The sequence below is a fragment of the Otariodibacter sp. genome, from assembly GCF_029256985.1.
GTDB lineage: Bacteria > Pseudomonadota > Gammaproteobacteria > Enterobacterales > Pasteurellaceae > Otariodibacter.
Genome location: NZ_JARIDQ010000020.1, coordinates 1 through 25,410, shown reverse-complemented (window position 1 = coordinate 25,410; position 25,410 = coordinate 1). Strand labels below are relative to the sequence as shown.

General features: G+C 34.3%; 20 protein-coding genes and 2 tRNA genes. 12 read left to right on the top strand and 10 right to left on the bottom strand.

What is annotated here, in order from left to right; all coding sequences use genetic code 11:
• Positions 1-99 precede the first annotated feature (99 nt).
• Genes apbC through Q1J40_RS02165 form a run of 3 tightly spaced genes read right to left on the bottom strand, consistent with a single transcriptional unit; the run spans position 100 to position 3,400 of the window.
• Positions 100-1,197, bottom strand: coding sequence for an iron-sulfur cluster carrier protein ApbC (apbC, locus tag Q1J40_RS02175; RefSeq protein WP_301098397.1), 1,098 nt, complete (start codon positions 1,195-1,197; stop codon positions 100-102).
• Entirely contained in the window at positions 1,194-2,744 is a 1,551-nt protein-coding gene (locus Q1J40_RS02170) for a peptide ABC transporter substrate-binding protein (protein ID WP_301098396.1), read from the bottom strand. The genes apbC and Q1J40_RS02170 overlap by 4 nt, the downstream gene beginning before the upstream one ends.
• Before the next feature lie 2 nt (positions 2,745-2,746).
• Entirely contained in the window at positions 2,747-3,400 is a 654-nt protein-coding gene (locus Q1J40_RS02165; protein ID WP_301098395.1) for a YchE family NAAT transporter, read from the bottom strand.
• A gap of 136 nt (positions 3,401-3,536) precedes the next feature.
• Here Q1J40_RS02165 and rsuA point away from each other — a divergent pair, with 136 nt between their 5' ends.
• From rsuA to leuD, 4 genes are all read left to right on the top strand, one after another.
• Complete coding sequence (gene rsuA / locus Q1J40_RS02160) at positions 3,537-4,229, top strand: 16S rRNA pseudouridine(516) synthase RsuA (protein ID WP_301098394.1); 693 nt, start codon at positions 3,537-3,539, stop codon at positions 4,227-4,229.
• Complete coding sequence (locus Q1J40_RS02155) at positions 4,229-5,422, top strand: Bcr/CflA family multidrug efflux MFS transporter (protein ID WP_301098393.1); 1,194 nt, start codon at positions 4,229-4,231, stop codon at positions 5,420-5,422. Before rsuA ends, Q1J40_RS02155 begins: the two co-directional genes overlap by 1 nt.
• Before the next feature lie 304 nt (positions 5,423-5,726).
• Entirely contained in the window at positions 5,727-7,133 is a 1,407-nt protein-coding gene (leuC, locus tag Q1J40_RS02150) for a 3-isopropylmalate dehydratase large subunit (RefSeq protein WP_301098392.1), read from the top strand.
• Between the two features lie 83 nt (positions 7,134-7,216).
• Positions 7,217-7,822, top strand: a complete 606-nt coding sequence (gene leuD, locus Q1J40_RS02145) for a 3-isopropylmalate dehydratase small subunit (RefSeq protein ID WP_301098391.1) — start codon at positions 7,217-7,219, stop codon at positions 7,820-7,822.
• A 68-nt stretch (positions 7,823-7,890) separates the two neighbouring features.
• On the opposite strand, the gene lon is transcribed toward leuD, so the two are convergent.
• The gene (lon, locus tag Q1J40_RS02140) at positions 7,891-10,299 is read right to left on the bottom strand and encodes an endopeptidase La (protein ID WP_301098390.1); all 2,409 of its coding nucleotides are present in this window, start codon (positions 10,297-10,299) and stop codon (positions 7,891-7,893) included.
• Positions 10,300-10,449: 150 nt separating this feature from the next.
• Between lon and hflD the strand changes: the two genes are divergently transcribed.
• From hflD to Q1J40_RS02105, 7 genes are all read left to right on the top strand, one after another.
• Entirely contained in the window at positions 10,450-11,085 is a 636-nt protein-coding gene (gene hflD / locus Q1J40_RS02135; protein ID WP_301098389.1) for a high frequency lysogenization protein HflD, read from the top strand.
• Between the two features lie 19 nt (positions 11,086-11,104).
• A complete protein-coding gene (gene purB, locus Q1J40_RS02130; RefSeq protein WP_301098388.1) occupies positions 11,105-12,472 on the top strand; it encodes an adenylosuccinate lyase in 1,368 nt (455 codons plus the stop codon).
• Between the two features lie 74 nt (positions 12,473-12,546).
• On the top strand, positions 12,547-13,311 hold the full coding sequence (locus Q1J40_RS02125; RefSeq protein ID WP_301098387.1) for a DeoR/GlpR family transcriptional regulator: 765 nt from the start codon (positions 12,547-12,549) through the stop codon (positions 13,309-13,311).
• Positions 13,312-14,184, top strand: a complete 873-nt coding sequence (gene ubiA / locus Q1J40_RS02120) for a 4-hydroxybenzoate octaprenyltransferase (protein WP_301098386.1) — start codon at positions 13,312-13,314, stop codon at positions 14,182-14,184. It abuts the gene before it with no gap.
• A 92-nt stretch (positions 14,185-14,276) separates the two neighbouring features.
• Positions 14,277-14,363, top strand: a tRNA-Leu gene (locus tag Q1J40_RS02115).
• Positions 14,364-14,578: 215 nt separating this feature from the next.
• The gene (locus tag Q1J40_RS02110; RefSeq protein WP_301098385.1) at positions 14,579-15,583 is read left to right on the top strand and encodes a site-specific integrase; all 1,005 of its coding nucleotides are present in this window, start codon (positions 14,579-14,581) and stop codon (positions 15,581-15,583) included.
• Between the two features lie 84 nt (positions 15,584-15,667).
• Positions 15,668-16,345 (top strand): hypothetical protein, encoded by a 678-nt coding sequence (locus Q1J40_RS02105; RefSeq protein WP_301098384.1) that lies wholly within the window; start codon positions 15,668-15,670, stop codon positions 16,343-16,345.
• A gap of 104 nt (positions 16,346-16,449) precedes the next feature.
• Here Q1J40_RS02105 and Q1J40_RS02100 read toward each other — a convergent pair whose 3' ends face one another.
• The 3 genes from Q1J40_RS02100 to icd form a co-directional block, all read right to left on the bottom strand.
• The gene (locus Q1J40_RS02100) at positions 16,450-17,739 is read right to left on the bottom strand and encodes a citrate synthase (RefSeq protein WP_301098383.1); all 1,290 of its coding nucleotides are present in this window, start codon (positions 17,737-17,739) and stop codon (positions 16,450-16,452) included.
• A 55-nt stretch (positions 17,740-17,794) separates the two neighbouring features.
• Positions 17,795-20,401 (bottom strand): bifunctional aconitate hydratase 2/2-methylisocitrate dehydratase, encoded by a 2,607-nt coding sequence (gene acnB / locus Q1J40_RS02095; protein WP_301098382.1) that lies wholly within the window; start codon positions 20,399-20,401, stop codon positions 17,795-17,797.
• Between the two features lie 196 nt (positions 20,402-20,597).
• Positions 20,598-21,848, bottom strand: coding sequence for an NADP-dependent isocitrate dehydrogenase (icd, locus tag Q1J40_RS02090; protein ID WP_301098381.1), 1,251 nt, complete (start codon positions 21,846-21,848; stop codon positions 20,598-20,600).
• A 300-nt stretch (positions 21,849-22,148) separates the two neighbouring features.
• On the opposite strand from icd, the gene metF reads away from it, so the two are divergent.
• Positions 22,149-23,048, top strand: coding sequence for a methylenetetrahydrofolate reductase (gene metF / locus Q1J40_RS02085; RefSeq protein WP_301098380.1), 900 nt, complete (start codon positions 22,149-22,151; stop codon positions 23,046-23,048).
• Positions 23,049-23,167: 119 nt separating this feature from the next.
• On the opposite strand, the gene Q1J40_RS02080 is transcribed toward metF, so the two are convergent.
• The 3 genes from Q1J40_RS02080 to hemW form a co-directional block, all read right to left on the bottom strand.
• Positions 23,168-23,243, bottom strand: a tRNA-Asn gene (locus Q1J40_RS02080).
• Positions 23,244-23,340: 97 nt separating this feature from the next.
• Positions 23,341-24,087 (bottom strand): molybdopterin-synthase adenylyltransferase MoeB, encoded by a 747-nt coding sequence (moeB, locus tag Q1J40_RS02075; protein ID WP_301098379.1) that lies wholly within the window; start codon positions 24,085-24,087, stop codon positions 23,341-23,343.
• 3 nt (positions 24,088-24,090) lie between these two features.
• Entirely contained in the window at positions 24,091-25,248 is a 1,158-nt protein-coding gene (hemW, locus tag Q1J40_RS02070; RefSeq protein WP_301098378.1) for a radical SAM family heme chaperone HemW, read from the bottom strand.
• Between the last annotated feature and the right edge of the window lie 162 nt (positions 25,249-25,410).

The window sequence follows — 25,410 nt, the reverse complement described above, 5'->3', positions numbered from 1 at the left end:
TTATTTCTATCAATCCGTGCAGATAATATAGATAGTATATAGCTTTAAAAGGTGTAGCAGTCTGAATTTTTCCCATTACACCTAAAATTTGACAAAAGTTTACTTCACCTCTCTAATCATAATCTCAGAAGGAATAACATTACCCTGCCAATATAATTCAGAAGCAACTTTAGCAGCTAAGTCTAAATAAAATTGACTGATTTCATGAGTTGGATCTGCAACAACCGTTGGTATTCCTTTATCAAGATCCTTGCGAAGCTTAATGTGCAATGGTAATTGGCCTAATACTTGAGTATTATATTTCTCAGCAACTTTTGTTGCACCACCCGTTCCAAAAATATTTTCATGATGACCACAATTAGAACAGATATGTACACTCATATTTTCAATGATGCCGAGTACTGGTACAGAAACTCGTTCAAACATTGAGATACCTTTAATTGCATCTAATAATGCAATATCTTGTGGTGTCGTAACTACAACAGCACCTGTTACAGGAATTTGTTGAGAAAGCGTTAATTGGATATCTCCCGTGCCTGGTGGCATATCAATTACAAGATAATCTAAATCAGGCCACCATGTTTCTTGTAATAATTGACTCAATGCACTACTTGCCATTGGACCACGCCAAATTGTTGCGTTATTAGCATCCATCAAATAGCCAATTGAATTAGAAAAAATTCCATGAGCTTCAATTGGTGTAATATGTTTATTATCTGGAGATGTTGGTCTTTGATCTGCAGCTCCTAGCATATGAGGAATAGATGGTCCGTAAATATCTGCATCAAGAATCCCTACTCTCGCCCCCTGCGCCTTTAACGCAAGAGCTAAATTAACTGCTGTAGTTGATTTCCCTACACCACCTTTTCCTGATGTTACTGCAATAATATTTTTTACACCATTTACAGCAGGATGATTATTTGCTCTTTTTAATGTTGCAATTTTATAGTCAACAACCCATTTAATATGATCAATATTAGCTATTTTTTTTATTTTATCTTCAACATGTTGTTTAAACTGCTCAAATACTGTATTCCAAGCAAACGGCATAACTAATTCTATACATAATATATCATTAGCTAACTCAACTTTTTTTAATACCTTTAATGTAATTAAATCTTTTTGTAAAGTTTCATGTGTAAACTTTTGAATAATATTTTTAATTTCAATTAGCTGAGATTCATTCATTTGATTCATCCTTCTTCCTTATTTCTATATAAATCTTTGCTATAAATTACTTCACTTGTATTATCTTTATCAACTCCAACAATATCTGGTGCTACAGATACTCGACGTTGATATTGAAAGAGAGGAAGAATAGCTACATCCTCTTCTAATTGCTTAATTATTTCTAAAATTAAACTATCTCGTTCTTCTTCAGTTAATAAACTTATCTTAAGTTTCTCTAATTTTTCATCCACAATAGAGTTTGAATATCCACTCTTATTGTCCAAGCTAGTAGAATGAAATTGATTAAGAAATAATACAGGATCATTATAATCAGCACACCATCCAGATCGGATTAGTTGAAAATTTTTACTATCTCTTTTTTTTAACAAGCTTTCCCAAGAAACTGGATCGAGAGTTACTCTAAAGAGATCAGATTGACCCAATGTTCTTGCTATTCGATTAGCAATTTCTTCATGCTTCCCTTCATTATCAAAAGTAATTTTGATATGCAATATATTTTTCTCTTTAAGACCTAATTGTTCAAAGAATTGCTCTGCACTATGTGATGATAATTGATATCCAATTTCACTAGTCATCGTTGATGGTAGAACAGAATAATCTGGAATACCGAATCCTTTGCTAATATCTGACGAAGACACCATTGCTCTAATAGCCTGTCGAATTTCTTTCTTACTTAAATTAGAATCATTGAAATTAAATTCATAAAAATAAGTACATAATTGAGGTAGCTTTATAATATTACGCCTATATCCTTTTAACGGATTCTCAATAATATCAAACCTATCTGGATTTTGAGCTGTACCAATTAGTTGATATTTAACTGTCTTAAATGCATTATTCTCTTTTCTAGAGTGTAAAGTTATCGTATTTATCTCTCTTGATATAACTTCATAATCACCATTAACAATAATTTGATTAGAATCTTCCGGTTTTTTACCATGATATGTTGGCAATAAAGCAACATGAGCCAACATTTTGGGTAGTTGTTGATTTGGCTCTTTTAGATCAATTTGTAATATTTGGGAATTCAATGCATGGATACCTAAGTCATCTAAAGGTTTAGTTCCATTAAAAATTTCCTTAGCATTTTCTAATCCCATATAAATAAGGTATTGAGCTAATGGCGATGATTCTCTTGGATCAAGTAAACGCTTCCAGCTCTCAACAAAATCGTCAGCTGTGACAGGTTCACCATTTGACCATATAACATCATTTCTAATTTTAAAAACCCAATGTTTGCTATCTTGTGTTTTATAACTCTCAGCAACACCATTAATAATATTACCTTTTGGGTCAAACCGCATCAACCCAAGAAATAAATCTCTGACGGGTGCCGCATCTGCAGCTACTTTAATAAAATGAGGATCCAATTGTATATATGCAGAATAAATTGCTCGATTCAATTCTGTTGGAATTTTTTTCTCAATCTTTATTTTTGTTTGTGGTAAAGGAGTCTGATCACACCCAACTATTAGTACAGATAATACAGAACAAACGATAAGATGCCCTAAAAAACCTTTAAAATGCGCTAAATTCTTTATATATTGTTTCATAATTACCTTATTGAACTCAGCACAGGAAAAAGATTAGTTAATCCTGCAACAATAATTTCAATTCCCAAAGCCATTAAAATAAGTCCCATAATCCGTGTAACAATATTTGTTCCAGTTTTGCCCAATTTTTTCATTACCAAACCAGAAAATCTAAATAATGTATAACACATACAAGAAAATACTACTATTGAAATAGTAAAACCTATATAATCTATCCATGTATTATATTGAGTTCCCCATACAATAGTTGTTCCTATGGCACCAGGTCCTGCTAAAATAGGCATAGCTAGTGGAACAACTGCGATATTTTCATACTCTGAAGGATCAGCATTTTTTTCTTCTTTATTTTGTTTATGTTCGCCTAGCTTACCACTAATCATTGTCATTGCTATGGTTACAATTAAGATACCACCAGCAATACGAAACGAATGTAATGAAATACTAAATATATCAAGAATAACCTTACCAAAATAAAGGCTAACAAGCAAAATTATACCAACAGAAATTGACATTACCAGATTAGTTCTGTTTCGTTCAGCTTCATATTGGTGGGACGTCATACTAAAAAATACTGGTAAAATTCCAAATGGGTTGACAATTGCAACAAGCCCAATAAAAAATTGCAAATAAATAGCAAAATTAATATTAATATCCACAGCACATTCCACTAAATAAACTTAGTTTATTATATAAGGTTATTCATAAATAACCTAAGGTGCTTTCAAAAATTTACAACTATTTTGTAATAAAAGGATATAATTACATCATTCTTACTTTTAATTTAAAATGGATATGCGTTTAGATAAATTTATTGCAGAAAATACAGGTCTTACTCGCTCTCAAGCAAGTAAAGCTATCAAATCTGGCTTAGTTATGATCAATAACTTTATTGAAAAAAATGGTGCTAAAAAAATTACTCCTCAAGATGAAATTTTTTTTGATAATGAAAAATTGGCATGGATAGAAGCTGGGCAGTATTTTATGCTATATAAACCGCAAAACTATGTTTGTACTCATGATGAAGGCGATTATCCAACAGTCTTTGAGTTTTTTGACTACCCTCTCACAACTCGATTACATTGTGCGGGTCGCTTAGATGTGGATACTACAGGTTTAGTATTATTAACGGATAATGGGCAATGGTCACATCGAATTACATCCCCGAAGTATTTGTGTGATAAAACCTATCTCGTCACTTTAGCAGATCCCGTTGAATCTAATTATGCTCAATTATTATCTGAAGGTCTTTTATTAAGAGGCGAAAAAACACTCACAAAACCAGCGTCATTAGAAATTATTGATGACTACAACGTTAATTTAACCATTAGCGAAGGTCGATATCATCAAGTAAAGAGAATGTTTGCAGCCCTTGGTAATAAAGTAATTGGATTACACCGTTGGAAAATTGGTGATGTAGTACTCGATGAAAGCCTTGAAGAAGGTAACTTCCGTCCCTTAACACAAAAAGAAATGGAGAGTTTTTAATGAATCAGTCTATAACAACACATAAATTATTTATTATAATTATTGGATTACTATCTATGCTTCCTCCTCTAGCGATAGATATGTATCTCCCATCATTTTTAGAAATTGCAAAAACATTACATGTTTCTCAAGAAAATATCCAACTTACATTGGCTATTTTTACTCTAGGCTTCTCACTAGGTCAATTATTTTGGGGACCAATAGCTGATAGCTTCGGGCGAAAGCCTATCATTATAATAGGGCTTTTAGGCTCATCTATAATAGCTTTATTTTTAACTCAAACAACTGATATTACTACTTTTTATATTTTTCGCTTTATTCAGGGAAGTTTTGCAGCTGCTCCAACTGTTGTTGTAGGAGCATTAGTAAGAGATCTATTTACACGTGATCAATTCGCTAGAATTATGTCTAGCATTATGATTATTACTATGCTAGCACCGCTACTTGCACCAATCTTTGGAGGATACATCACAAAGTGGTTTCACTGGCGTTTTATTTTCTACATATTAGCTGCAATGGGACTAATCTCTACTATTCTTTTCGCTAAGAATGTTCCGGAAACTCTTAATCCAGAAAATAGAGAGCCTATTAGTTTTAAACAAACTATACAAAACTTTGTTAAAGTAGTATTACATAAACCAACTCTTGGATATGTTATGGTTGGAGGCTTATCATTTTCAGGAATGTTTTGTTTCTTAACCTCAGGATCTTTAGTATATATAGGAATATACGGCGTACCACAAGAAAACTTTGGCTTTTTTTTCTTTCTTAATATCGGTGTATTGATTGTGATGACTTTTATCAATGGCCGTGTCGTGACAAAATTTGGTTCTGAAAATATGCTTAAACTAGGATTAACACTACAATTTATTGGTGCTATCTGGTTAATTATTTGTGCAACATTTCAACTTGGATTCTGGCCAATGGCACTTGGTATTGCCTTCTTTGTAGGAATGGTATCAACTATTAATAGTAATGCTTCAGCTGCTATATTAGATCGCTACCCTCAAATGGCAGGTACCGCAAATGCCGTTGCAGGTACTGCAAGATTCGGTATAGCTTCCATTATTAGTTCAGGATTATCTCATATCCCATTAACTACAGAACGACCTATGCTATATACTATGGCAATCTGTTCATTATGTGCTACAGCAATTTATTATTTCTTATCCTATAAGAAATCTGGTGAATAATATTAAAAAATAAAAAATTTTCTTTTCATATAATTATCTAAAAAATGAAAGTAATCTAGTGTAAATATATTATTAAAAAATAAAAGTTAGAATGATATTCTTTGCATATTGATTTTTTACTCACTTTATTACAATACATAAGAATAAAAACTAAGTTTTTAATCAAAAAACAGGATTTACTTTCATTTAGATACTCGATATATTCGTTTCATACCTTACACAAGCGGTCTGATTATCTCTATTTTTTGCAGATTTCTGACCGTTTGCCAGTCTTATAAAAATTTAAAATCGAGTGGAGATATCTATGAAAAAGACGTTATATGAAAAATTATTTGATGCACATATTGTTCATGAAACGAAAGGTGAAACACCTCTACTCTATATTAACCGACACCTTGTTCATGAAGTTACCTCACCTCAAGCCTTTGATGGACTTAGAGCAATGGGAAGAACTGTTAGACAACCAAGTAAAACTGTTGCCACAATGGATCATAATGTACCTACTGATAGCAGAAATTTAGATGGTTCTGGAAAAATGGGGAAACTCCAGATGATAGAACTAGCTAAAAACACAGAAGAATTTGGTATTCAACTTTATGACATCAACCACATCAATCAAGGCATTGTACATGTTATGGGACCAGAACAAGGGCTAACCTTACCTGGTATGACAATTGTTTGTGGGGATTCTCATACTGCTACTCATGGAGCCTTTGGTGCATTAGCTTTTGGAATTGGAACATCCGAAGTTGAACATGTTCTCGCAACCCAAACAGTAAAACAGGCTCGAGCTAAAAAAATGAAAATTGAAGTAAGAGGTAAAGTTAAATCTGGTATTACTGCAAAAGATATTGTACTTGCGATCATTGGCAAAACAACTATGGCAGGCGGAACAGGATACGTTGTGGAGTTTTGTGGTGAAGCAATTACTGATCTATCTATGGAAGGAAGAATGACTGTATGTAATATGGCTATCGAATTAGGCGCTAAATCTGGCATCATTGCTCCCGATGAAACTACTTTTGCCTATTTGAAAGATCTTCCATCCTCACCTAAAGGACAAGATTGGGATGATGCTGTTGCTTATTGGAAAACTTTACATACTGATGAGGGTGCTGAATTTGATAAAGTAATCACTTTAGAAGCCAGTGAAATCCAGCCTCAAATTACTTGGGGAACTAATCCAGGACAGGTGATTAGTGTCAATGATTATATTCCTAATCCAGAGCAAATTTCTGATCCAATTGAACGTCAATCAGCAGAAAAAGCGTTAGCTTATATGAATTTATCTCCGAGTACTAAATTAACGGATGTATCCATTGATAAAGTATTTATAGGCTCATGCACAAATTCTCGTATAGAAGATTTACGTGCAGCCGCTGCTATCGCCAAAGGAAGAAAGGTTGCCACAGGTGTTCAAGCACTTGTTGTCCCTGGTTCTGGATTAGTTAGAGATCAAGCTGAAAAAGAAGGATTAGATAAAATTTTTATCAATGCGGGATTTGAATGGCGCCAACCAGGTTGTTCTATGTGCCTTGCAATGAATAATGATCGTTTAGAAAGTGGCGAACGGTGTGCCTCAACAAGTAATCGAAATTTCGAAGGACGACAAGGACGTGGTGGTCGCACCCATTTAGTTAGTCCCGCAATGGCTGCCGCCGCCGCCATATTCGGAAAATTTGTAGATGTTAGACAATTAGACTTACAGTAATCAAATACATATCTAACAAGCGGTGAGTTCCATCAATTTTTTTGCAAATTTATACTCACCTAAAACAACAGGAAGAAGAATATATGACTAGAGAATTTAAACAACATACTGGAATAGCTGTTCCTCTCGATGCTTCAAATGTAGATACCGATGCCATCATTCCAAAACAATTTTTACAAAAAGTAACTCGTACTGGATTTGGTAAACACCTATTTCATGAATGGCGCTTTTTAGATGATGAAGGTAAGCAACCCAACCCTGAATTTACCCTCAACTACCCTCGTTACCAAGGCGCAAGCATTTTACTTGCTAGAGAAAATTTTGGGTGTGGTTCTTCACGTGAACATGCGCCATGGGCATTAGATGATTACGGTATTAGAGTCATTATCGCTCCAAGTTTTGCTGATATATTTTATGGCAATAGTTTGAACAACCAACTTCTCCCAATTCGCTTAAATGAACAAGAAGTCGATGAATTATTTAAATTTGTAATAAATAATGAAGGCGCTCAAATAACGGTAGATTTAGAAGCTCAAACTGTTGTCGCTAATAATAAAGTCTATCATTTTGAAATTGATAGTTTCCGTCGTCATTGTTTACTCAATGGGTTAGATAATATTGGTTTAACCTTACAACATGAAGCCAAAATTGCAGAGTATGAAAGTAAAATACCTACATTTCTTAAATAATTATTGCGTATTAAAAAATCAGCTCTTAGATAAAACATCTAAGAGCTGATTACATTTACAACTTACAATTATTGAATTGCAGGTGTTGATTTAGTCTTCTTGACTTTAATGGCTTTGGTTGGATGATGCCTACCAATATCAATTCCAGCTGGTGGATTTTCCAATGCAATCGCTAAAACTTCATCAATCGTTTCGACAGGATGAATATCTAATGCTTGTTTTGCATTTTCTGGAATTTCCTCAAGATCTTTTTCATTATCTTTTGGAATAATTACAGTTTTAATACCACCACGATGTGCTGCAAGTAATTTCTCTTTTAAGCCACCAATTGGCAATACTTTACCACGTAAAGTGATTTCACCTGTCATTGCAACATCTGCCCGTACTGGATTACCTGTTAAACTAGACACTAATGCGGTACACATTGCAATCCCTGCACTTGGACCATCTTTTGGTGTTGCGCCTTCTGGTACGTGAATATGAATATCACGCTTTTCATAGAAATCCGTTGCAATACCTAATTTTTCAGATCTTGCACGAACAACGGTCATTGCTGCTTGAATAGATTCTTTCATCACATCACCTAAAGAACCTGTATAAGAGAATTTGCCTTTACCCACAACAGATGCTGTTTCGATGGTCAATAAATCTCCGCCGACTTCGGTCCACGCTAACCCAGTAACTTCACCAATACGGTTTTGGTTGTCCATTTTACCGTAGTCAAAACGTTGAACACCAAGATATTCTTTCAAGTTATCACCTGAAACTGTGATAGATTTTACTTTCTTATCCAATACCAAGGCTTTTACTGCTTTACGGCAAATTTTCGCAATTTCACGTTCTAAATTACGCACACCAGCTTCACGAGTGTAATAACGAATAATGCCAAGAATTGCACTATCTTCGATCACTAACTCGTTATCTTTAATACCATTATTTTCTTTTTGTTTTGCTAATAAATGTTCTTTAGCAATATGCATTTTTTCATCTTCTGTATAACCAGAAAGACGAATAACTTCCATACGGTCAAGCAATGCTGGTGGAATATTCATTGAATTTGATGTTGCCACAAACATCACATCAGATAAATCATAATCCACCTCTAAGTAATGGTCATTAAATGCTTTATTTTGCTCAGGATCTAAAACTTCTAATAATGCTGATGCAGGATCACCTCGCATATCTTGTGCCATTTTGTCAATTTCATCGAGTAAAAATAGTGGATTGCGAACTCCAATCTTTGCCATTTTCATCATTAATTGTCCAGGCATAGAACCAATGTAAGTACGGCGGTGACCTCTGATTTCAGCTTCATCACGTACCCCACCTAGAGCCATACGCACATACTTACGCCCTGTTGCATTAGCAATAGATTGACCTAATGAAGTTTTACCTACACCTGGAGGCCCAACCAAGCAAAGAATAGGTCCTTTTAATTTATTTAAGCGTGTTTGTACTGCAAGATATTCTAAAATACGCTCTTTAACACGCTCTAAGCCATAATGATCTTTATCCAAAATCTCTTGGGCTTTTTGCAAATTTTTCTTAACAACTGACCGCTTATGCCAAGGCATTTGTAAGATCCAATCAATATAACCTCGCACAACAGTTGCCTCCGATGAACTTTGTGGCATAGCTTTTAATTTATTGAATTCACCTTCCACTTTTTCTTGAACTTCTTTCGGTAATTTTGCTTCTTGAATCTTTTCTTTTAATTTATCTAATTCACTTTGCTCTTGATCTTCACCATTACCTAATTCTTTTTGAATTGCTTTTATTTGTTCATTAAGATAGTAGTCACGTTGATTTTTTTCTATCTGTTGCTTTACACGACTACGAATACGACTTTCAGTTTCAAGCGTATCAATTTCTGTTGCCATAGCAACAAGAAGTGCTTCAAATCGTGCAATTAAATTAGGCTCTTCCAATAAAATTTGTTTTTGTTTTACAGATGCTACTAAATTTGCTGCCATTGTGTCAGCCAAGCGATCTTCCAATGTGATTTTTTGTAATTTAGGTAAAATTTCCGCTGGAACTTTTTTATTTGCCTTAACATAATTCTCAAATTCGCTGAGCGCTGTTTTGGCAATTGCTTTTAATTCTTCACTATCATCCTGATATTCAGAAATGAGAGGATCTATTCCTGCCCAAAAACCATTTTCATCATCGTGAATATGGGCAATTTTTCCTCTTACTTGACCTTCAACCAAAACTTTAACGGTACCATCAGGTAAATTAAGCATTTGAATAATATTAGCAATGACACCTACACTATATACATCATCCATTGTTGGATCTTCTTTATTGGCATCTTTTTGTGTTACTAAAAAAAGTTGTTTATTGCTTTCCATTGCGGCTCGCAATGCCTGAATAGATTTATCACGCCCAACAAACAAAGGCATAACCATAAATGGAAATACCACAACATCTCTCAATGGTAACAGTGGTAATTCAATTGTTTTCTTCTTTTTTGCCATTTTATGTACTCTCCGAAAAATCTAATTTCTACATTATGAGGGCGTATTTTGGAAAAACAAGAGAAAATAAGTAATAAAATAAAAGCATTCAAAACCTACTTAAAAAATGCTATATTTAACATCAATTTAAAGTTTATTTGTAAATACAAAATGGTGAATTATCAAGATATCAGTATTGCTTTGGCTGGTGTTTGTCAAACTGCAACCTTGGTTCAACAATTAGCACATAATGGCCATACTTCTCAGGAATACCTTAAATATTCCTTTAGTTCTCTATTAGCGACTCAGCCAAAAACGACATTAGATGTTTATGATAATGATCTAAATCATTTAAAACTTGGTTTTGAAACTATTTTATCTCAATTTGGAGGAGGTCAAGGTAAGATTGATACTGAAATTGGTCGTTACTGGGTTGGTGTATTAGCATTAAGCCAGAAGTTATCTAAAAGTTCGCAAACTAAACAAGAACTAGCAAAACGCATTGAAACACTTATACATAGAAGAACCTTTTATGAAAATGATGGTGATCTTCTCAACGAAAAGATGATCGCTAATATGGCCAATATATACAGCGAATGTATCAGTCCCCTTGGTGCAAAAATAAAAGTGCTAGGTGTATCCAATTATCTTTCCTTACCTCATATTCAAAATAATATAAGAGCTTCACTGTTAGCTGGTGTCCGAGCTGGTATTTTATGGCAGCAAGTCGGAGGATCCCGTTGGCAATTATTTTTCTCTCGTAAGAAAATTTTAACTACAATACAGTCTTTATATTCCTCGTTATAACTAATTGGAGAAAATTTATATGCAACTTAATGCGTTAACAGCATTATCCCCTATTGATGGTCGCTATCAAGATAAAGCGACAGCACTTCGCCCTATTTTCAGTGAGTTTGGATTATTGAAATTTCGAGTGACGGTTGAAGTTCATTGGTTACAAAAATTAGCAAGCCATGCTCAAATTAAAGAAGTGGCTAGCTTATCAAAAGAAGCCCTTGCTTATCTTGATCAAATTGTTGCTAATTTTTCTCTTGAAGACGCTGAAAGAATCAAAACGATTGAGCGTACCACTAACCATGATGTAAAAGCTGTCGAATATTTCTTAAAAGAAAAAAGTGAGGCGTTACCTGAGTTAGCAAAAATAAGTGAATTTATCCATTTTGCTTGTACCTCTGAAGACATCAACAATACTTCACATGCTTTAATGTTAAAAACAGCTCGTGAAGAAGTACTTTTACCTGAATGGAAAAAATTAATTGATGCTATCAAAGAATTAGCCGAGCGCTATAGGGATATTCCACTACTTTCTCGCACACATGGTCAACCTGCTAGCCCTACAACTGTTGGTAAAGAGATGGCAAACGTTGTGTATCGTTTACAACGCCAATATAAACAGCTCGAAAATCTCGAAATTCTTGCAAAAATTAATGGCGCTGTAGGTAACTATAACGCTCATTTATCAGCTTATCCTGAAATTAACTGGCATGCATTCAGTCAAGAATTTATAGAATCTCTTGGAGTGACTTGGAATCCATACACCACTCAAATTGAACCGCATGATTATATTGCAGAATTCTTTGATTGTGTCGCTCGTTTTAATACAATTGTGATCGACTTTGATCGTGATATGTGGGGCTATATTGCATTAAATCATTTCAAACAACGTACAATTGCCGGTGAAATTGGCTCATCAACAATGCCACATAAAGTAAATCCGATTGATTTTGAAAACTCTGAAGGTAATTTAGGGTTAGCAAATGCGGTAATGGCTCATCTAGGTGCAAAATTACCAATTTCTCGCTGGCAACGTGATTTAACTGATTCTACAGTATTAAGAAACTTAGGTGTTGGCTTAGGCTACACGCTGATTGCTTATGCCTCAACTTTGAAAGGTATTAGTAAATTAGAAGTAAATCAACAACATTTACTCGATGAATTAGACCAAAACTGGGAGGTTTTAGCTGAACCAATCCAAACTGTTATGCGCCGCTACGGGATTGAAAAACCTTATGAGAAGTTAAAAGAACTTACTCGTGGTAAACGTGTTAATGGTGATACTATACGTCAATTTATTGATAATTTAGATTTACCAAATGAAGAAAAAGATCGTTTAAAACAAATGACACCCGCTAGTTATATTGGCTATGCGGTAGAATTAGTTGATAAACTGTAAATTATTCACGTGATCTGACCGCTTGATAAGCGGTCAGATATCATTTAAATTATACAAATTCTAAAGAGAATTTTATGAAACAATCTATTCGCCATCATAAAATTATTGAATTAGTTAGCCAACTTGGTTATGTTAGTACTGAGCAATTAGTGGATGAACTTAATGTCAGTTCACAAACAATTCGCCGTGATCTTAATGAATTAGCGGAAAAAAATCTTATTCGTCGCCATCATGGCGGAGCCGCATCTCCTTCCAATTCTGAAAATAGCGATTATTCTGATAGAAAACAGTTTTTCTTATCTCAGAAAAATTGTATTGGACAAACTGTTGCTAGCATGATCCCAAATGGTTCTTCTCTTTTTATTGATATTGGTACAACACCAGAAGCTGTTGCATTCTCTCTACTGTCACATAAAGATTTAAGAATAGTAACTAATAATCTAAATGCCGCACATATATTATTACAAAAAGAAGATTGCCAAGTTACTATCGCTGGAGGAGTGCTTAGATCTGATGGCGGAATTATAGGTGAAGCAACGGTAAATTTTATTAATCAATTCCGCTTGGATTATTGTATATTAGGTATTAGTGCTGTTGAACTTGATGGTTCTATGATGGATTACGATTATCATGAAGTCCAGGTTAAACGAGCTTTGATGCGTAATGCAAGAAATATAATATTAGTAACCGATCACTCTAAATTTAGACGCAATGCTATTGTGCGTGTAGGTAACCTTAAAGAAGTTCATCATCTCGTTACAGATAAAGCATTACCAACAGAATTACAGCATTACCTAAATCATAGTGATGTTAATATCCATATTTGTAATACTCTCTAAATGAAAGAACATTTAACTCAAGATAAATTTATCGCCTATGCTCAATTAATGCGTTTAGATAAGCCAATTGGTACATTATTACTATTATGGCCAACATTATGGGCATTATTTACTGCTGCAAATGGCTTTCCTCCAGTCTCTATTTTAATTATTTTTGTGCTTGGCGTGATTGTCATGCGAGCTGCAGGTTGTGTAATTAACGATTATGCTGATCGTAATATAGATGGTAACGTTAAAAGGACATCACAACGTCCACTAGCAACAGGTAGAGCAACAGCTAAAGAAGCGAAAATTCTCTTTATTGTGCTGTTAGTTATCGCATTTATTCTAGTATTACAACTTAACCTATACACGATAGGGTTATCAATCATTGCCGCTTTACTTGCAACTATTTACCCTTTTATGAAGCGTTATACCCATTTACCGCAATTTATATTAGGAATAGCATTTGGCTGGTCTATTCCAATGGCATTTGGGGCTATTAATCAATCTTTACCACTAGAATGTTGGTTACTCTTTTTTGCAAATTTAGCTTGGACAGTTGCTTATGATACTCAATATGCCATGGTAGATAGAGATGACGATCTTCGTATTGGGGTAAAATCAACTGCTATTTTATTTGCTCAGTATGATAATAAAATTGTTGCTTTGCTACAAGTATTCGCACTATGCCTTCTAATCGCATTTGGTTATTTACGTCAATTCAATATGTTCTATTTTATTGCTCTTGCAATAACGACAACATTACTCATTTACCAATGTAAACTAACTAAAAATAGAGATCGTCAAAACTGTTTTAAAGCTTTTTTAAACAACCATTATGTTGGTATGGGTATTTTTATTTCGATTGTGAGTGGAATTTTTACTGCATAGATGCTGAAAATAGAATCAATCAATTCTTTTTAACATCTTTCCACTTGCATAAATTGCTTAGCCTTTCTATAATCACGCCCGTTATATTGATTGCCAGTGTGACGAAATTGGTAGACGTAGCGGATTCAAAATCCGCCGCCCTTAAAAGCGTGCCGGTTCGAGTCCGGCCACTGGCACCATTAGCCAAATATTCATAGAAAAGCCTTTCATTTTTGAAAGGCTTTTTTTATTGTCTTAATATAATAAAAACAATAAGTTAGCCTATTACCTACCCCAAATCACCCTTGAAAATATAGTAAAATAACTGTATATTTACACAGTATTTTAAGTTTAAAAAAGCTATGAAAAGATCATAAAACAAAAATCATTGCACAAAATTGCACAGGGGAATAATATGGCTACATTTATAAAATCTAAGAATGGCTGGCGAGTTCAGATAAGAAAAAAAGGCATTTATAAATCTTGTAGTTTTAGAACAAAAGCCGAGGCACAGAATTGGGCCATTCAAATTGAAAGTGAGATCAATGCTGGACAATATTCTGATATTCCACATATTACTTTTGCTGAACTGGTTGATAAATATATCAAAGAATATACGGTACATAAAAAAGGTAAACGACCCGAAACACTTAGGCTAACTCGTCTTTGTAAAATGCCTATTGGTAAAATTTATATCAAAGATTTAACAGAAGAGGATTTCATAAACTGGCGAGATCAACGATTAGAAAAAGTGAGCGTTGCTACTTTATTGAGAGAATGGAATACCCTTGCTCATCTAATGCGGGTTGCTGTTGAAGAATGGCGATACTTAAAAATAAATCACCTCAAAGGTGTGAGACGTCCAAAACCACCGAAGGAAAGAACCCGCCGATATTCTGATGATGAGATTGAAAAATTAGTATTTGTATCAAGATTTAGCTTTGACTACCCTTCTACAACTGTCGAAAGCAGAACAGGGGCTGCAATGTTATTTGCGATTGAAACAGCAATGCGTGCGGGCGAAATCTGTAATGCGAAATGGGAAAATCTGACCTATCTACCCAATGGCAGAGCGATTTTACATATCCCAATGTCTAAAAATGGCTATCCTCGTGATATTCCGTTATCAATGGATGCTTTGAAAATTGTCGAGCATTTGAAACCACTTAAAGATGAAACAGATTTGATCTTTCAATTGAAATCCGCCTCATTGGATGCCACCTTCAGAAAACTCAAAAAACTGGCAGATTTAGATAATGCGGACCTACATTTTCACGATACAAGGCGAGAAGCATTAAGCCGTTTGTCTAAAAAAGTAGATGTAATGACACTGGCTAAAATATCAGGACATAGAGAAATTAAGATTTTATTGAACACCTACTATGCCCCAGATATGAAGGAAGTGGTGAATTTGATATAGACACTATTTATTTTTTGAATACAAATAGTTACTATGATTTTTATTTATACAATAAGTTAATTCTATACAACTAAGGAGAAAAATATGACAAATATTACTAACGCTGACATAAAATGGTGGGAAAAAACTGTAGAGTATAAATTTGTTCGTAATTGTACAAGTAGCAGTATGTTTTTACCGCTTGATGGTGATCCAGAGAAAATGGGTGATACTATTTTTTCTGAAAAAAATAAATTTTTATTAATTGAATTTAAAAGAATAGCGAGTGATTTTAAAGATGAAATAAAAAAATACTCTAACATGGATAAGATAAAACAAGAATTAAATAGTAACTATCCTAGTACTGATTATCATATTTTTATCTATGGAGAAAATAATAATAATCAATTAGACATAGCGATTGTTCCTTACTGGGATGGATTAGATGGAAATTATTCTAAAAAAGAAATTCTATCAGATAAAAATAAGTTTAATAATTATGTACAAAATTACGGCACAAAATATTCTAACTTTGATAAATATGTAAGATCTATATATGCTAATAAAAAAAGTTCTTCATCCGAAGGTGATAATAGTAGCGGTAGTTTTGGATTAGAAAATATATCTAACTGTATAGTAATAGTAGAAAATGAAGGAAAAATTAGTGCCATATCACTAGGAGAATATGCGGTAGAACAGAACCTAACAATCAAACAAGAGCAAAAGCAAGCCATAGATGAAAATAAAAATTCTTATACACGACCAAAGAAGCTAGGTCGCTAATAGACCCTATCCCAAATTTTGTCCATTACACTCCTAATAAATTGTTCTTATCAAAGGGAGATATTCATTAATCTCCCTTTTTATTAACCTACAATACGATAACGTTAAACTTTTTCTATATGGCGTTCTTTATATCCAGTATAAATTTGACGAGGTCGTACTATTTTTAAGTTATCTGTCACATGATGCATTTCTTTCCAATTTGCAATCCACCCAACAGTTCTAGCAAGTGCGAAGATAACTGTAAACATAGAAGTTGGAATACCAATAGCTTGTAAAATAATACCTGAATAAAAATCTACATTTGGATAAAGCTTTCTTTCAATAAAGTACGAATCACTTAATGCTATACGTTCTAATTCCATTGCTACTTCAAGTAATGGCGTATTTATACCAAGTTCACCTAATACCTCATGACAAGTTTCTCTCATTACTTTAGCTCTAGGATCGTAGTTTTTATAAACTCGGTGACCAAATCCCATTAAGCGGAATGGATCATTCTTATCTTTAGCTCTAGCAATATATTCAGGAATACGATCAACTGTACCAATTTCTTCAAGAATTTTAATACAAGCCTCATTTGCTCCACCATGAGCTGGTCCCCAGAGGGATGCGATACCCGCAGCAATACAAGCAAATGGGTTTGGTCCAGATGATGCAACACTTCTAACCGATGATGTTGATGCATTTTGCTCATGGTCTGCATGTAATGTAAAAATGCGATCCATCGCTTTTTCAAGAACTGGATTCACTTCATATGGTTCACAAGGTGTTGCAAACATCATATATAAAAAATTCCCAGCATATGATAGATTATTCTGTGGATACATGAACGGTCTACCAATATTGTATTTATAGCACATAGCTGCTAATGTCGGCATTTTTGCTAATAAACGAATAGCAGTTGTATCACGAGATTCTTCTGTATCATCTAGCATATCATGATAAAAAGCAGCCAAAGCACTACTTGCTGCACACATAATTGCCATTGGGTGCGAGTCTCGACGGAATCCTTGGAATAAACGAGTAAATTGCTCATTAACCATGTAATGAGATGTAATTGACTTTTTGAATAATTCTAACTGCTCTGGAGTTGGTAACTCTCCTTTTAATAATAAGTAACAAACATCAAGATAGCTTTTTTGCATAGCTAACTCATCAATTGGATAACCCCTATGTAATAAAACACCTTCATTACCATCAATATAAGTAATACTAGATTCACATAATGCTGTTGATGTAAGACCTTGATCATAAGTGAACAATTTTTCTTTTTGCAAAGATTCAACACCGATAGCATCATAGCCTAAATTACTTTGATATACAGGCAATTCAAATGTGCGACCATCACTTAAATGTAGTTCAGCTCTTAATGTCGGATGTAGTTTTGGCATATCAATCCCCTTGTAGTTATAGTTTTTTAGTAAATAATATTATAGATACATTTTCTTACGCAGCCGTTTGAAAAATTACTTCATCTGCTTTTTTGACATAGCTATTGATTTCATTAAAATTCATATAGCGATAAGTATCATCTTTATCATCACCTAAACCTTTCACAGCAAATTCTAAATACTCTTCTGGTGTTGGTAATTTACCTAATATCGCACAGACTGATGCTAATTCTGCTGAAGCAAGATAAACAAATGCGCCTTTACCCATACGATTTGGAAAATTCCGAGTCGATGTAGAAACAACAGTTGCACCATCAGCAACTCTAGCTTGGTTACCCATACATAAAGAACATCCAGGAATTTCTACCCTAGCTCCATTTTTTCCATAAATATTGTAGTATCCTTCTTCAACTAATAATGATGCATCCATTTTTGTTGGTGGAACAATCCATAGTCGAGTTGGGATAATATCTTGATTTTTTTGTAATAATTTACCTGCCGCACGGAAATGTCCGATATTTGTCATGCAAGATCCAATAAATACCTCATCAACTTTATCTCCTTGAACATCAGATAGTTTTCTTGCATCATCAGGGTCATTTGGCGCACAAACGATTGGCTCTTTAATATCATTTAAATCGATTTCTATAATAGCTGCGTATTCCGCATCTTTATCTGCTTCCATTAATTCTGGATTAGCTACCCATTCTTCCATTGCTTTAATGCGACGTTCTAGGGTTCTGGCATCACCATATCCTTCAGCAATCATCCATTTCAACAACACAATATTCGAATTTAAATATTCAATAATTGGCTCTTTATCTAATTTGATCGTACAAGCCGCTGCTGAACGTTCTGCAGAAGCATCAGAAAGCTCAAATGCTTGTTCAACTTTAAGGTGTTCTAAACCTTCAATTTCTAAAATACGGCCTGAGAAAACATTCTTCTTACCTGATTTCTCAACAGTTAATAACCCTTCTTGAATTGCATAGTAAGGAATTGCATGAACTAAATCACGTAAAGTAATACCCGGTTGCATCTCACCTTTAAAACGTACTAATACTGACTCAGGCATATCAAGAGGCATAACGCCTGTTGCGGCAGCGAAAGCTACAAGTCCTGAACCTGCCGGGAAGGAAATACCAATCGGGAAACGAGTATGAGAATCACCGCCTGTACCAACTGTATCTGGTAATAACATTCGGTTTAACCAAGAATGGATAACACCATCTCCTGGGCGTAAAGAAATACCTCCACGATTCATAATAAAATCAGGAAGTGTATGGTGCGTCACAACATCAATTGGTTTTGGATAAGCCGCTGTATGACAAAATGATTGCATAACAAGATCTGATGAGAATCCTAAACAAGCTAAGTCTTTAAGTTCATCTCTTGTCATTGGCCCTGTAGTGTCTTGTGAACCTACACTTGTCATTATTGGTTCACAATACTGCCCAGCACGAATGCCTTCAACACCACAAGCACGACCAACTATTTTTTGTGCTAAAGTATAGCCTTTGCCAGTATCAATAGATACTTGAGGCTTCACAAATACATCGCTTTCAGGTAAGCCTAGTTCTACCCTTGCTTTATGAGTTAATCCTCGACCAATTATAAGAGGAATTCTTCCCCCTGCTCTTACCTCATCAAGCAAAACCTTTGTTTTTAATTTGAATTCAGCTAACACTTCATCAGAATCATGTTTGCAAACTTTGCCCGCATAAGGATATAAATCAATAATATCCCCCATATTTAATTTATCAACATCAACCTCAATCGGTAATGAACCTGCATCTTCCATTGTATTGAAAAAGATTGGTGCGATCTTACCGCCTAATACAAAGCCACCAGATCTTTTGTTAGGAATATATGGAATATCATCACCCATTAACCAAAGAACTGAGTTTGTTGCTGATTTACGTGATGAACCTGTGCCCACAACATCTCCAACATAAACAAGAGGGAACCCTTTTTCTTTTAATTGTTCAATTTGTTTCATTGGTCCAACAACACCTGGTTCATCAGGAATAATCCCTTCTCGTTCATTTTTCAACATAGCTAACGCATGTAAAGGGATATCTGGTCGAGACCAAGCATCCTGCGCAGGAGACAAGTCATCCGTATTTGTTTCGCCTGTTACTTTAAAAACAGTTAATGTTATTTTTTCTTCTAATTTAGGGCGAGATAAAAACCATTCTGCATTAGCCCATGATGTTAAAATTTCTTTAGCAAACTGATTTCCTGCTTTTGATTTTTCTACAACATCATGGAAATGATCAAATATAAGCAGTGTTTTTGATAGTGCATCTACTGCAAGCGGAGCAAGTTCTTTATCTTCCAATGCATTTAAAAGTGGTTCTATGTTGTATCCACCTTGCATTGTCCCTAATAATTTGATCGCATGAGATTTAGATATAAAAGGTGATGTAGCTTGATTTGAAACAATTGCAGCAAGAAATGCAGCCTTTATATAAGCAGCCTCATCCACACCAGCAGGAACTCGAGTTTCAAATAACTCTAAAAGAAAATCTTTCTCACCAGATACTGGATTTTTTAACAATTCAATTAGTTGAGATGTTTGCTCTGCATTTAATGGCAATGGAACCACTCCTTGCTCTGCACGTTCTTCAACATGTTTACGATAATCATCTAAAAAAGCCATAAAAAACTCCACTCAAGAAATAAAATAGATACAACTATAATATAGTCATCATAATAGCTTAGGAAATAAAATTAGACAAAAACAAAATACATAATATTTTACAATTTGTTAACAATATCACAGTTTTTGTTAACAAAAAGCCATCTTTTATACAAAGATGGCTTCCATTCCAATATTAATCAATCAAAAATATTTGTTACATATTATTGATAATATCCTGTGCAAATTCAGAAGTTGATCTTAATTGTGCACCTTCTAAAGTTTCAGCAAAATCAAAGGTTACTGTTTTATTCGCAATAGTCTTTGACACGGCATTAACAACTAAATCAGCTGCTTCTAGCCACCCTAAATGACGTAACATCATTTCACCACTCAAAATAATTGAACCTGGATTAGCTTTGTTTTGTCCAGCAATATTAGGTGCGGTTCCGTGAGTTGCTTCAAAAATTGCTGCTTCAGCACCTATATTTGCTCCTGGGGAAATACCAATCCCTCCGACTTGAGCAGCTAGTGCATCAGAAATGTAATCACCATTTAAATTAAGGGTAGCAACCACATCGTAATTTGTTGGGTGTAATAAGATCTCTTGTAAAAATGCATCTGCAATGCTGTCTTTAATAATAATTTCTTTACCTGTTTTTGGATTAATTAGCTTATGCCAAGGGCCTTCGTTGATAGGCTTTGCACCAAATTCTTTGGCAACTTGGTAACCCCATTCTTTAAATGCCCCCTCGGTAAATTTCATGATATTACCTTTATGTACTAAAGTTAAAGAATCACGATCATTATCAATCACATATTGTAATGCAGCTCTAACTAAACGTTGTGTACCTTGTTTAGATACTGGTTTAATACCAATACCACAATCTTTGGTAAAACGAATTTTCGTCACACCCATTTCTTTTTGTAAAAAATCAATCACTTTATCTGCTTCCGCAGAACCCGCCACCCATTCTACACCCGCATAAATATCTTCTGAATTTTCACGGAAAATAACCATATCCACTAATTCAGGATGTTTTACTGGGCTTGGTGCACCTTCATAATATCGAATAGGACGTAAGCAATTGTATAAATCTAATCCTTGACGCATTGCGACATTTAGAGAACGAATACCACCGCCCACTGGTGTCATTAATGGTCCTTTAATTGCAATATGATATTCCTTAATTAATGAGAGTGTCTCTTCTGGTAACCATGTATTTTCACCATAAAGCTGATTTGCCTTTCCCCCTGCGTAGATTTCAAGCCACTCTATTTTACGTTCATCTTTGTAAGCTTTTTTAACTGCGGCATCAATTACATTTCTCATTGCTGGAGTAACATCAACCCCAATACCATCTCCTTCAATAAAAGGAATAATAGGATTATTAGGAACAAGTAATGACCCATCATTATTTAATATAATAGCTTGACCTAAAATAGATTTTTTGACTTTTTGTTGCATTAGATGCCTCCTCAGAGTTAAAAATAAAATGGACAAATTCGCGATACATCATGCAATTTACCTAAAATTAATTATTTGTATATTACCAATAATTTTACAAATTTTTTACATTATTTTTAGAGTTTAATCAAGTAACTCTTACTTAATTATGAATTAAATTTTTTGATCTAATACAAATTACCCTATTGACATAAAAAAAACATTAAAATAAATTATAGACATCCAAACATTTAGATGTTTAGATGTCTATAATATTAAATATGCAAATACATAAAAATCATAATAAAGTAAGGAGCCTATATGAGCTATGCAAAAGAAATCGATCTTTTAAATCAAAGCATTGCTGATCTTAATGGGAAAATTAATGTCTCGTTTGAATTTTTTCCACCTAAAAATGAAAAAATGGAATCTTTACTATGGGAATCTATCAATCGTTTAAAAATACTTAAACCTAAATTTTTGTCTGTTACTTATGGTGCCAATTCAGGTGAACGTGATCGCACACATAATATTGTTAAAAATATTCAAAAAGAAACAGGTATTACTGCAGCACCTCATCTTACAGGTATTGATGCAACAGCTGATGAACTACGTGAAATTGCAAAAGATTATTGGAATAGTGGAGTTAGGCATATTGTTGCTCTCAGAGGGGACAAACCAGCTGGCTATACAAAAAAACCGTTCTATGCATCTGATTTAGTTGGTCTATTAAAAAGTATTGCAAATTTTGATATTTCAGTAGCAGCCTATCCAGAAGTTCATCCTGAAGCAAAATCAGCACAGGCTGATTTACTTAACCTTAAGAAAAAAGTTGAGGCTGGAGCAAGTCGAGCTATTACTCAATTTTTCTTTGATATCGATAGTTATCTTAGATTCCGAGATCGATGCGTTACTGTTGGTATTGATGTAGAAATTGTGCCAGGTATTTTACCAGTATCTAATTTTAAACAGCTGGTAAAAATGTCAAAAATTACCAACGTGAAAATCCCAAGTTGGATGAATAAATTATATGAAGGATTAGATAATGATCAAACTACTCGCAATTTACTTGGAGCGAGTATTGCAATTGATATGGTAAAAATACTATCTAAAGAAGGAGTAAAAGACTTCCATTTCTATACATTAAATCGTTCTGAATTAAGCTATGCAATTTGTCATACATTAGGGGTTAGACCTTCAGTAACAGAAACTATCCAATAAAAAAAGCCCCTCAAAATTTTTGAGGGGCAAATCTTTTGATCTAATTCTGGAGGTATGAATTAATGTCTTATCAAAGGAGACAAATAAAACAAGATCAAAAGTAAAAGGAGGAAATAAAGTGGCTCCTCTTGCTGGACTTGAACCAGCGACATATGGATTAACAGTCCACCGTTCTACCGACTGAACTAAAGAGGAACAAAACGATGTGAATCTTAAGTGAAATCCAATTTATCGTCAAAGGTTTGGAATAATCTTTGCAATTCTTTAATTTTATAAGGAATTTTTGTTTAATTTATTTACTGCAAATTGCACAATTTGACTGTTTAGGTAATGCCATTTCTTGCACTGAAAAATAGAGACCATCTATAACAAGTAATTTACCAGATAATGTTTTCCCTATATTTAGTAAAACCTTGATAGTTTCCAATGCCTGTAAACTACCAATTATTCCAACAATAGGTGCAATAACTCCAGCTTCTACACAACTAAGAACATTATCACCAAATAATTGACTCAAGCATTGATAACAAGGCTCATTTTCTTGATAACAAAAAACTGAAATTTGTCCTTCAAACCGAATAGCTGAACCTGAAATAAGAGGTTTTTTAACTGAAAAGCAAACTTGGTTAAGATGATTTCGAATCTCAACATTATCTGTACAATCTAAGACTACATCATATTGTGGAATAAGTGTAGTCATCTCTGACTCAGATAGTTGTTTATCGATTGTTTGAATATCGATATAAGGGTTTAATTTAGATAATCGTTTTTTGGCTGATTCTACTTTAGATAGGCCTACCATGTCATCTGTATATAATATTTGACGTTGTAAATTAGATATAGAAACCGTATCAAAATCGACTAAAGTTAAATGTCCTACTCCACTACTTGCTAGGTATTGTGAGGCAGAGGATCCTAATCCGCCAAGCCCTATAATCAATACTCGACTATCTTTTAATTTTTCTTGCCCCTCAAAATCCACGCTTTTTAGCATAATTTGACGGTTATAACGTAGCATTTCTTGATCTGTTAATTCCATAACCTAGTCTAAAAATCCCTCTAGTAATGTGTTTAAAAATAGCTTTCCATACTGGGTAACCTGCCAATGGGTGGATGTTTCTGTAATATAGTTTTCAGACAATGCCCAATCCATTGTTGTACGAACGCTTTGTTCATTAAGCCCTGTATAATCTTCAAATTGTTGCTTTGGTACGGCTTCTAATAGTCTAAAACGATTCATAAAATATTCAAAAGGACGATCGGCTAATTCAACGAGATCTTGCTGATACAAATACTCACCTCGCATATAACCTCTAGGGTGCTTTGTTTTGCTAAATCGGTAAATATTTCCATCTGGATAGCTAATTTTACCGTGAGCCCCACAACCAATCGCTAAATAATCCCCAAATCGCCAATAATTGAGATTATGTCTACATTGATAACCTTTTTTAGCATAAGCTGAGGTCTCGTACTGTTCATAACCTGCTTTTATCAATAATTGATGACCCTGTTCAAATATATTCCATAAATCATCATCGTCTGGCAATGTAGGTTGGCGATAATAGAACATCGTATTAGGTTCGATTGTCAATTGATACCACGACAAATGAGGTGGAGATAATTCAATTCCGCGTTCTAAATCTGCCAAAGCTTGTTTTACAGATTGGTTCGGTAAACCATGCATCAAATCAATATTAAAACTGGTTAGGCCATTTTTTGCAGCATTTTGAGCAAATCTGACCGCTTGTACCGCTTCATTATTATCGTGTATTCTCCCTAATTTTAACAGTTTCTCTGGCTCAAAACTTTGCACTCCCATGGAAATACGATTCACTCCACCTTGTGCATAACCAATAAAGCGTTCTGCTTCCGCTGTACCCGGATTAGCTTCTAGGGTAATTTCAATATTTTCTTCAAACTCAATATATTGCTGAATATTCTCTAATAGATAGGCAATACCTTCTGCTGAAAATAAACTTGGCGTTCCTCCGCCAATGAAAATGGAATGCAATTTACGCTCTTGGATAGCTTTTTTATGTGAAGCTAGATCCTGCTGTAAATCCTTTAAAAGATGTTGTATATAGTCAGATTCAGGAATAATGCCTTTTTGGGCGTGCGAGTTAAAATCGCAATAAGGGCATTTTTGTACGCACCAAGGAATATGAATATAAAGGCTTAACGGAGGTAAAGTTAGTCTCACAAGGATTCATTAATAATAAAAAAATGGCAACATTATCCCTTGTTGCCATTCAATTGTCTATCGATTCAGTGTTTTTTGAAAATTTTCGGATAATTAATCACAAGGTACGATTTTAATCGCAAGCCCACCTGTTGAGGTTTCACGATATTTAGCATTCATATC

What these genes read in the sequence shown, in the direction of transcription:
- apbC (WP_301098397.1), bottom strand. Translation starts at nt 1,197, where the DNA reads ATGAATCAAATGAATGAATCTCAGCTAATTGAAATTAAAAATATTATT.
- Q1J40_RS02170 (WP_301098396.1), bottom strand. Translation starts at nt 2,744, where the DNA reads ATGAAACAATATATAAAGAATTTAGCGCATTTTAAAGGTTTTTTAGGG.
- rsuA (WP_301098394.1), top strand. Translation starts at nt 3,537, where the DNA reads ATGCGTTTAGATAAATTTATTGCAGAAAATACAGGTCTTACTCGCTCT.
- Q1J40_RS02155 (WP_301098393.1), top strand. Translation starts at nt 4,229, where the DNA reads ATGAATCAGTCTATAACAACACATAAATTATTTATTATAATTATTGGA.
- leuC (WP_301098392.1), top strand. Translation starts at nt 5,727, where the DNA reads ATGAAAAAGACGTTATATGAAAAATTATTTGATGCACATATTGTTCAT.
- leuD (WP_301098391.1), top strand. Translation starts at nt 7,217, where the DNA reads ATGACTAGAGAATTTAAACAACATACTGGAATAGCTGTTCCTCTCGAT.
- lon (WP_301098390.1), bottom strand. Translation starts at nt 10,299, where the DNA reads ATGGCAAAAAAGAAGAAAACAATTGAATTACCACTGTTACCATTGAGA.
- hflD (WP_301098389.1), top strand. Translation starts at nt 10,450, where the DNA reads ATGGTGAATTATCAAGATATCAGTATTGCTTTGGCTGGTGTTTGTCAA.
- purB (WP_301098388.1), top strand. Translation starts at nt 11,105, where the DNA reads ATGCAACTTAATGCGTTAACAGCATTATCCCCTATTGATGGTCGCTAT.
- Q1J40_RS02125 (WP_301098387.1), top strand. Translation starts at nt 12,547, where the DNA reads ATGAAACAATCTATTCGCCATCATAAAATTATTGAATTAGTTAGCCAA.
- ubiA (WP_301098386.1), top strand. Translation starts at nt 13,312, where the DNA reads ATGAAAGAACATTTAACTCAAGATAAATTTATCGCCTATGCTCAATTA.
- Q1J40_RS02110 (WP_301098385.1), top strand. Translation starts at nt 14,579, where the DNA reads ATGGCTACATTTATAAAATCTAAGAATGGCTGGCGAGTTCAGATAAGA.
- Q1J40_RS02105 (WP_301098384.1), top strand. Translation starts at nt 15,668, where the DNA reads ATGACAAATATTACTAACGCTGACATAAAATGGTGGGAAAAAACTGTA.
- Q1J40_RS02100 (WP_301098383.1), bottom strand. Translation starts at nt 17,739, where the DNA reads ATGCCAAAACTACATCCGACATTAAGAGCTGAACTACATTTAAGTGAT.
- acnB (WP_301098382.1), bottom strand. Translation starts at nt 20,401, where the DNA reads ATGGCTTTTTTAGATGATTATCGTAAACATGTTGAAGAACGTGCAGAG.
- icd (WP_301098381.1), bottom strand. Translation starts at nt 21,848, where the DNA reads ATGCAACAAAAAGTCAAAAAATCTATTTTAGGTCAAGCTATTATATTA.
- metF (WP_301098380.1), top strand. Translation starts at nt 22,149, where the DNA reads ATGAGCTATGCAAAAGAAATCGATCTTTTAAATCAAAGCATTGCTGAT.
- moeB (WP_301098379.1), bottom strand. Translation starts at nt 24,087, where the DNA reads ATGGAATTAACAGATCAAGAAATGCTACGTTATAACCGTCAAATTATG.